Raw genomic sequence first — 9,437 nt, 5'->3', positions numbered from 1 at the left:
GAGGGGGGGATAAATGTTCATAATTATTGAAGGTGAATCTGATGAAATCCAAGTACAGAAATCGGACTGGTGTTATAAATGAATAAGTGTTACTGGCTCACCTTCTTATGATGGCAATGTGTTTGTTACTTATATTTACTAATTGGTTGTTTTCGGTTGATTAAAATTACCTATTTGTTGATTTAACAGACTTACTATTTCCTTTGAATTATTACTCATTCCGTCGTCATTCTGATTCTTATTGGAGTTGGAGAGGAACCGCGAATAGTTTTCTGTACTTGTTGCTTCTCCTTCAGCATGTTTTGTTTCACTCAATAGAACCTTTGAGCCGTCTGAATTAACAAGATACTGTCTAGTATAAGCACCTTCCCTTGCTGTAACCAGCTGCCCTTTTTTTTCTACTGATTTGTCTTTCTTTTCTTCGTCTTCTTTCTTTTCGACTGTTTGTACGAGCAGCGTTGATTTAAACAACTCTTTGTTGTTTGTTAGATTGTTGCGTTGGTTAATGTGATAAATGCTAGGACTAGAATTGTTAACACGCATGACTTCACACCCTCTTCGAATGGAATTTTTTTGAAATAATTGTAACATTTCATTTTATATCGGTATCTTTTGTTGAGAAATGAGTACAAATTGCGATTTGGACAAAAAAAGGGACACTCGCGGCTTTTCTTTTAACGATTTTAATGAATTTGATATCGTCATTCCTGAAATACCTTATAAGTATCTTCGCGGTTCACCATTCCGGGCTTATATTGTCTACTTGACGGGTTGCCTTTTTGGCTTGTTGTCATCGAAAGTTACAATGCTTGGAGGGAATAAAACGTTCATCATTATGGCTAAAAATCTTATCAAATGGAGGTATAGGAAAGAGACTGATGGTATAATCGGGTTATGTGTTATAGTCATACTTGTGTATTACCGAAAAGGTTTTCGGAAAAAGCGACATCTACTGTTGTAACCGCAATCATAATTTACTTCAAGAAAGTGAGAAACTAACATGAATCAGAAGAGACTTTTTAATGATGGATGGCAATTTGCGAAAAGCAAGCTGGATGTTACGGAACCTGCGGGTCTGGTATATGAACCTGTGGAGCTTCCCCATGATTGGCTGATATATAATACGCTTGAACTGTATGAGGACAGCATTGGTTGGTACCGCAAGACGTTCCATTACACGAAGGATGAGCAGCAGCTCCTGCTTTGTTTTGATGGCGTATACATGGACTCTTCGGTGTATGTGAACGGGCAGTTGGTTGGGGAGTGGAAGTATGGCTATTCTGCTTTTGAACATGAGATCACGAATGCACTGGTGGAAGGCGACAATCTGATTGTGGTCAAAGTGGTGCATCAGAGCCCGAACAGCAGATGGTATTCCGGAGCCGGAATCTATCGCCATGTGTGGCTGAAGACGAGAGACCGCAACCATATTGTTACGGATGGGATCTATGTATCCATCAAGCAACAGACGGATGGCTGGCAGGTGGAAGTGGATACGGAGCTGAACCTGGAACAGAATCAGCAGGCAGAGCTAGTGCATACGATCCGGTATGAAGGTCAGGTGGTGGCATCCAGCAAAGCGAATGTTACGGCTTCGGTCGGTGAGAATGCGATCGCATTGGCAGATAGCGAACAGATCATTGTGGAGAATCCAAACCTGTGGAGCCCGGATGCACCGCATCTGTATGAACTGGTGACTGAGTTGCGATTGATCTCGGAAGATCAGGAACATCGGACAGTGGAGTCGGTATCGCAACGCATTGGATTCCGGGATATCAAACTGGATGCCAATGAAGGATTCCACCTGAACGGGGTCAAGATGAAGCTGAACGGCGTGTGTGAACACCATGATCTTGGGGCGCTGGGAGCTGCGTTTAACCTGACGGCATTGCGTAGAAGATTTGTTTTGCTCAAAGAAATGGGCGTTAACGCCATCCGTACCGCGCATAATATGCCTGCCAAAGAGTTCATGGAACTCGCGGATGAGATGGGTATGCTGGTTGTGTCTGAAGCCTTTGATATGTGGGAACGTGCCAAAACGCCATACGATTATGCGAGATTTTTCCCGGAGTGGGTGCATACGGATGTGAAGAGTTGGGTGAAGCGCGACCGTAACCATGCCAGCCTGATCATGTGGAGTATCGGGAATGAAATCTATGATACCCATGCGGATGAGCGTGGACAGGAAGTAACTCGGATGCTGATGGATTATGTGCTGGAATTTGATCCAAAAGGTAATGCTGGCGTGACGATTGGTTCCAACTACATGCCTTGGGAAAATGCACAAAAATGCGCGGATATCGTGAAGCTGGCAGGTTACAACTACGCGGAAAAATATTATGACAAACATCATGAGGAGCATCCGGACTGGATTATCTATGGTAGTGAGACGTCTTCGGTGGTGCAGAGCCGTGGCATTTATCATTTCCCGTTCGAACAGCCGATTCTGGCAGATGACGACGAGCAGTGCTCGGCTTTGGGTAACAGTACGACCAGCTGGGGCGCGAAGTCGGCAGAATACTGCATCTTGGCAGAACGGGATACACCGTATTCGCTGGGACAGTTCCTGTGGACTGGATTCGATTATATTGGAGAACCGACACCATATCATACGAAGAATTCGTATTTTGGACAGTTGGATACGGCAACGTTCCCGAAAGACTCTTATTATATCTACCAAGCGGCTTGGACGGATTATAAGAAAAGTCCGATGGTTCACCTGTTCCCGTATTGGGATTTCAGCCCGGGTCAGATTATTGATGTACGCGTGTGCAGCAACGCACCGAAGATTGAGTTGCAACTCAACGGTAAAACCATTGGTACGTACGATATCGATCATGCCAATGGAACACAACTGTCCGGCTGGTGGAAGGTGCCTTATGAAGAGGGCGAGCTGAAAGCGATCGCTTACGATGAGAACGGTCAGATCATTGCAACCGATGTGCAAAGATCCTATACGGATGCGAAGAAAATTCGTCTGCAAGCGGATCGGGAGCAGCTACATGCGAATGGGACAGACCTCATTTTTGTAGAAATTGATGTTGAAGATGAAGCGGGTAATCCAGTTCACAATGCAAACAACCGCGTACAAGTTCAGGTGAGTGGTGCAGGACGATTGCTGGGTCTGGATAACGGGGACAGCACGGACTATGATCCATACAAAGGGCTGAGCAGAAGACTGTTCAGCGGCAAACTGATGGCGATCATCGGAGCAACAAATGAACCTGGAACGGTGCGGATTGAAGTTTCTTCCGAAGGTTTGGAAGGAGCTGTGGCTGAGTTCGAATCGCGGGTTGTGGATGGGGAACTTGAAGTGAGCAGTGTAGTTAATAATCAGACGCAAGCTGTTTTCATGCAAAATGAACAACGTCCAGTGCTTACGGGGAATGCTCAGGAGATTCCTTTGCGGAAAATCGAGATCATCAGTACTGCAGGACAGTTGCTCGATCCGTCCAACCCGGAGCTTACTGTAACCGCCAAGCTGTATCCAGAGAACACCTCCTACCGCGACATAGAGTGGGCTGTTGTGAACGATGCGGGAATTGAATCCAACATTGCCAAAGTGGAAGCTGTTCAAGCAGAAACGGGTGACAACGGTGAGCATCAACATGCGGTAAAGGTTTCGGCTATAGGTGACGGGGAGTTCCGGCTTCGCGCAACCAGTACCAACGGTACGGATAAAACGAAACTCATCTCCCAGCTGGAGTTCAAGGCGGACGGTCTCGGCACAGCCTACAAAGATCCATACGGCTTCATCACGGGCGGACTGTACGATTACACCAAAGGTGAGGTTGGTAACGGCAATGAGCGCGGGGTAGCGACAAGTCGGGATGGAGAGACGCACGTAGGTTTCCGTAATATTGACTTCGGACCGTACGGCTCCGATACCATAACGATTCCTATTTTCACGCTATCCACTGAGGACTACTTCATTCAGATCTGGGAAGGTATGCCGGATGAAGAGGGAAGCACGATGATCGCAGATGTGGTGTATGACAAAGAGTCCATTTGGAATGTGTACCAAGAAGAGACATACCAATTGTCCAAACGCCTTAGCGGGATCACGTCGATCTGTTTTGTACTGAAACAGAAGATTCATATTAAAGGCTTCTCCTTCGAACGTCAGAGTCGGGCCTTTGAACAGAACGCTGCTGCATCCTGTGATCATCTCTATGGAGATACGTTCAAAATTGAGAGCGACAGAGTAGAAGGTATCGGGAACAACGTGTCGCTGGAGTTTGAAAACATGGACTTTACGGCAGAAGGCACATCAAAGCTCGTGATCTACGGCCATTCACCGATTGATAAAAATACGATTCATATTCGTTTCGCAGGTGCGGACGGACAGAGCAACCAGTTGGTTGAGTTCACGCAGTCGGGTGGATATGAGGAGCGGGTGTTTGAGCTTGAGCAGGTGAAAGGTGTGCAGAAAGTAAGCTTTATCTTCCTGCCAGGCAGTCAGTTTGACTTCGGCTGGTTCCGATTCGAGAAATAGGACGATACTTGGAATGAATGTTGTCCAGCATTGCTCTGTTTAGCGTTTTAAACAGATTAATCCTCTTCAAATAACGATGTTCGTAAAGAACAGGACGTTTAATTGAAGAGGATTTTTTATATGTTAAGGGATTCATATGGTGTAAAAGCGCTCGTCTAGAGCCCTGATTTTTCTTGTCTACATCGTCAATGGTCAACAGGGATTTCTCAGAATCCCAGGACACGTTCAAGCCCAAACCACGCAATACTTCAAAAGGCAAGGTGGTTGCTCCTGAGTAGTTATTTATGGGTTCAGATAGCTCTATGAGTTGCTCACTAGACGAATCTATGGAAGTTATTTGATAATGTGCTTCGTTAGGGGTGATCGTAATTGTTCGATTGTTATATTTCAACGTATAGTAACTCAGGCTATCTTCCGCCTTATGCACCTCAAATTCTGCTCCGATTGTTGCGGCGATTGCTTTGATTGGCAGTTGTATAGTCTTGGACGTTTCCACCGCGGGATACATGGACTGGAACAGCTCACCATTCAGAAAAATATCTATACCCAGCTTGGCCTGAACCGGTTTGTAGACCATGCCCCCAGAAGATGTTGCAGGTGCGCCCGCTTCCTGATATTTATCACTTCCCCAGCCCCAGACAGTCCCCTCAGAGGATAAGGCAAGACTGTGGTAGTACCCTGCTGAAATATCGGTAATGCCGGATAGATGGTTTACTTTTCCTTCTGTGCCTGTCACGGTGCTTCCGTAGGTGAACACCTCCCCGGATGTTGTGAGAAGCAAAGTATAGCTCGAATTGGCATCCATCTTCTTCACTTTGAGCTCGTGATGAAAGGGGGTGGCTTTGCCCTCTAGGTGCAGCTGCCAGACTTTTCCCTTCTTATCTAGTGCAAGTAGAGATGCATCTGCACCTGTGATCGAAGATATGTTGTTCAACCCCTTTAACTCGGTTGGTTTGGAAGGTGCTTTACCGGTTTCGTTTGGCTCGTTCCATGTCCATACGGAGCCATCTTTCTTCAGAGCATAGCCGTGCAGGCCAGCGGATTCAACTTGAATGATATCTTTTAGCCCACTGATCGTCTGTAGCTTACGTGTCTGTTCCAGGGCTGCGGCTTGAGGCGGGTTTTGCCAAGACAGAACGGTTCCATCCTGGAGAAGGGCGATGGTTGAAAAAGCCCCTATGCTAACATTCGTGGCGGAGGTAATATCAGGCACTTGACGTGGCATGTTGCCGTTACCCCACTCCCAGATGGTTCCATCTGCTTGGATGGCTGCGTTGTTCCCACCCCCGGAGGATGAAATAACTGTTACATTGGATAGTTTGGGAATACGAATCGGACTAAATGTATGACTATATCGAACGTTGTCGCTCACACCAAGTTCTCCCCAGAGATTACGGCCCCAGGCCCATACGGAACCGTCACTTCTCAATGCGACTGTGTAATAATAAGCACCCTGTACAGCGGTATAGTAAAGTTTCTTTTCTACACTGCTTGATGAAGTTGGTTGAACAGCAGTGTTACTAGTGGAGGGGGATATGTTAGTGGCTGCATGAGTCGTTGGCACAGCTGTTAGCTCCATCAGCAGGCTTGACACAACTAATGTTGTAGCTACTGCAATGGCGAATCGACGGGTCTTTTTACCGTTACCCTTGGATCGATTATTGAAGCGTGAAGTGGAGCATTTTTCTTTTGCTATGTGATCGGATGAGTTTACCGATTGCATGATATCGCCTCTTTTTCGGATGAGTTGGGTATGAATGTTGCATTTCTTTCTAAACGCTCTATGAAGGGATGAAGTTACATACAAGTGATAAAATTTCCTTTATATTGAAGAGGGCTGAGCGTAATTGCAGCCTTTCTAACAGAAGCTAGGTAACCTGCACGTAGTCTTTAGCGTTGTAAACATGAGGTGACTGGATGAAAAGAGTGCTGCTTACGGTTTTGTTAGTTTTAATAGTGTTAACAGCGTGTGAGGCAAAGGATCGGTCAGTGGATTCTCGAGTAATCACGAAATCATTCCCAGAAATTATTGAGCCCCATAATCCAGAGCAAGCGGAGCAAAGCGGGGATGTGGTAGTGCTTCTCGAAGGCATTAGGAATCGGGATAAGTGGAACACATTTATGAAGAATGTGAAGAAAAAACATCAGGATCAGATTCGTGTGACGAAGTATACCATTGAAGGTGGGTCCATTATCCATAAATTGATCTATGATGGTACAGCGATTCAATTCACTTACGATGACTCAAGGGATCTCTATGGCTCCAAACAGGGAATGAAGACCGACACCTGCAAAGGGATCGGTACGATGAAGAGTGAGCAGGGACGTATTTTTTACGTGTTAACTGGTTGTGAGAAGGAAGAGAATGCCTTTTCTATCCCTAAGCGTTAAATGAGATGTATCCACATGCAAACTCTTAATGAAAACTGTGAAGCCGGGGCTGGCTGTGCAGGTTTTTTGTTGCTATTTGAAAGGCGGAAAATGGAGATTATATCTGTACAAAGCATTGACTGTCCACCGCCCTGAATCTCATAACCCAACTACACTTCATGATCTGTATAGGTTGCCTTACGATGTGTGATGGTAAGCTCATCTACTGTTTTGGTTTGAAGTGGGATGCTTGAAACTTGAAGTGCGGATTCTTCTTTATTAGTTACAGAAAAATAAAGCACAAGTTGAAGTATCAATATGATAAGAGCAATAATGATAGCGATGATGATATTCCTTTTGCTCAATGTGCATCTTCCTTTCAGCGAATAGATTTTTTAATGAAGTGAATTTAATAGTTAATAACCAATTATATTATATTTTGGGTGGTGATATAAATGAAGAAGCTTTGGGTGTTATGTATTTTGATACTCCTATTAACAGGATGTAGTCAGAACAATAGAGAGAAAGCCATAGATTATCTAACGCAAAATCAAAGAAATGATGCATCACTCATTATATTTACCGACCGACCTTCGGAGCGACCATTTATTGTTGAGTTACAGACGCAATTAAATGAAGTGAATAACGAGAATTTGAGGGCAGAAGGCCCAATAACTAACGTAACCTTTTATAATGTCCATGATGAGAATAAGTTTAATTATGAGAAGATTTTTGGTCTGAAATCATATCCGTACATGATCCTATTCGAGAAAGGCCAGATTATACTGGAGACGCAGGAACCGGAAGAGATCGTTCAGCATTTTAAGAAGAGGTAAGAGTCTGCTAAAAAGAAGTTTGATCCCGATGGATCGTCTGAGTTAAACAGAAAATAGGATCTGTGAAGTCCTGCCGGGGAGACAATAAAGCCATGCTGGCAAGAGAAAGGACAACTATAACAGGACTCTTGTCTTTTTTATTGGGCTTCCCTCATAGTTATTCGCACACTCTCCGAATGTGCTAAGGACATAGTATAGGGCATATATACTGTGTGCCTTGGCCTAAGGAGATGACCACTTTGAAGTATCTGAACAAGAGGACAGCCACCCTCAACAAATTAAGGCCCAGTCGTTCTACGTCGAAATGCAGAAAAAAACACTTGGGAAAACGAAAGAAATGCCATATTATCCGTAGATCTTATCGGAAAAAGCGCTGCTCACTGAAGCGTCCATTAAGATCACAGAAAATGGCCCGTGACAAAAAAGTCATTGCATTACCGAGAGGGGGAGGCAGCAACCCGGTATGTTGTGAGCCTACTCCCCTGCTCGCTCCGTTGAGACAACATGAATTGGAGACGGTGAGCTTCCCTGGAACGCAAGGTGTGGCAGGTGCCCAAGGCACCGCAGGCCCTCACGGCGGGCCGGGTCAACAAGGGGTTCCCGGAGCGCAGGGTCCCGCCGGATCTCACGGTGAGCCGGGTCAACCGGGGCTTCCCGGAGTGCAAGGTCCCGCAGGGCCTCAAGGTGAATCGGGTCAACCCGGAGTTCCCGGAGCGCAAGGCCCCGCAGGCCCTCAAGGTGAATCGGGTCAACCGGGAGTTCCGGGAGCGCAAGGTCCTGTTGGTCCTCAGGGTGAACCGGGTCAACCCGGAGTTCCCGGGGCGCAAGGTCCCGCAGGGCCTCAAGGTGAGCCAGGTCAACCGGGAACTCCCGGAGTCCAAGGACCAACGGGTCCCCCAGGTGAGCAAGGTCCGCCGGGCACCGTACCCGGAATTGAAATCATTCCTACGGCAAACCGTTACTTCTATTTTCCGGATACCGATCTGGATTTGTCGGCATCGGTTGTAATTCCTGCCACAGAATTCACAAATGACGATGGCGACAGCATAACCGAATTTGCCGGGGTTGGACTTACTAGTTTCAACAATCTTTATATAAACGGGATTGTACAACCAGGAAACTCATACAGTGTAAGTGCTGAGAGTTTGTTTTTTTCGTCACAAAACGGTGTGATCTTTGCAGGGACACCTATCACTATAGAGATAATTATAATAACAGCCAATATCATAAATGGTTAAAATTGGTTTTAGTTGCTGGTTCCTTTGCCTTCACTACTCCCAAACCTACCACATATACTATGTTAGGTAGGAGGTGAGAAACATGCCACTTGTGACACCCTTTCAGAACAGTTTAAGATTTGTTGCAACCATTGGTGATGGGACCGGCACTGGGGCAACGTTTGCCATTGCTGCGACTGCTTTTACAAACGACGCTGGTGTAGCTGCAACCGCATTTCCAGGCACCTACAACTACTACAATCTTTATATTAACGGCCTTATGCAAACAGCAGATACGTCCTCGACTACGACGACTACAATTACAATTCCCGGTGGAGATGCTTTAAATGATGGGACTCCAATTGTTGTACAATTTGTAGTGTCTTAAAGAAGATTTAATCATGCTGTATCGTTATCTGGTGCGACTTCTATCTGTGATAGAAGTCGTTCTTTTTGTACAAGATACCCAGTCGACTCAACGGCATTCATCCATGCATTAATGTGCAAAAATAGTTACCC

General features: G+C 45.7%; 8 protein-coding genes. 5 read left to right on the top strand and 3 right to left on the bottom strand.

What is annotated here, in order from left to right:
* Nucleotides 1-138: 138 nt before the first annotated feature.
* Complete coding sequence (locus J2Z28_RS08765; protein ID WP_211081965.1) at nt 139-543, bottom strand: hypothetical protein; 405 nt, start codon at nt 541-543, stop codon at nt 139-141.
* Between the two features lie 457 nt (nt 544-1,000).
* On the opposite strand from J2Z28_RS08765, the gene J2Z28_RS08760 reads away from it, so the two are divergent.
* Entirely contained in the window at nt 1,001-4,495 is a 3,495-nt protein-coding gene (locus J2Z28_RS08760) for a glycoside hydrolase family 2 TIM barrel-domain containing protein (protein ID WP_211081964.1), read from the top strand.
* Here J2Z28_RS08760 and J2Z28_RS08755 read toward each other — a convergent pair.
* Nucleotides 4,440-6,218, bottom strand: coding sequence for a stalk domain-containing protein (locus J2Z28_RS08755; RefSeq protein ID WP_211081963.1), 1,779 nt, complete (start codon nt 6,216-6,218; stop codon nt 4,440-4,442). The genes J2Z28_RS08760 and J2Z28_RS08755 overlap by 56 nt on opposite strands.
* A gap of 194 nt (nt 6,219-6,412) precedes the next feature.
* Between J2Z28_RS08755 and J2Z28_RS08750 the strand changes: the two genes are divergently transcribed.
* Complete coding sequence (locus J2Z28_RS08750; protein ID WP_211081962.1) at nt 6,413-6,886, top strand: DUF4362 domain-containing protein; 474 nt, start codon at nt 6,413-6,415, stop codon at nt 6,884-6,886.
* Nucleotides 6,887-7,035: 149 nt separating this feature from the next.
* On the opposite strand, the gene J2Z28_RS08745 is transcribed toward J2Z28_RS08750, so the two are convergent.
* Entirely contained in the window at nt 7,036-7,230 is a 195-nt protein-coding gene (locus J2Z28_RS08745; RefSeq protein WP_211081961.1) for a hypothetical protein, read from the bottom strand.
* 90 nt (nt 7,231-7,320) lie between these two features.
* On the opposite strand from J2Z28_RS08745, the gene J2Z28_RS08740 reads away from it, so the two are divergent.
* From J2Z28_RS08740 to J2Z28_RS08730, 3 genes are all read left to right on the top strand, one after another.
* Nucleotides 7,321-7,701 (top strand): hypothetical protein, encoded by a 381-nt coding sequence (locus tag J2Z28_RS08740; RefSeq protein ID WP_211081960.1) that lies wholly within the window; start codon nt 7,321-7,323, stop codon nt 7,699-7,701.
* Between the two features lie 407 nt (nt 7,702-8,108).
* Complete coding sequence (locus J2Z28_RS31470) at nt 8,109-8,939, top strand: DUF4183 domain-containing protein (protein ID WP_280530812.1); 831 nt, start codon at nt 8,109-8,111, stop codon at nt 8,937-8,939.
* An 82-nt stretch (nt 8,940-9,021) separates the two neighbouring features.
* Nucleotides 9,022-9,306: a DUF4183 domain-containing protein gene (locus J2Z28_RS08730; RefSeq protein ID WP_127547395.1), complete on the top strand. Its 285-nt coding sequence runs from the start codon at nt 9,022-9,024 to the stop codon at nt 9,304-9,306.
* The last annotated feature ends 131 nt before the right edge of the window (nt 9,307-9,437 follow it).

The organism is Paenibacillus xylanexedens (assembly GCF_017874615.1).
In the GTDB taxonomy this organism is placed as follows: Bacteria; Bacillota; Bacilli; order Paenibacillales; family Paenibacillaceae; genus Paenibacillus; species Paenibacillus xylanexedens.
The sequence above is the reverse complement of the archived record's forward strand: the minus strand, read 5'-3'. Positions and strand labels throughout refer to the sequence as shown.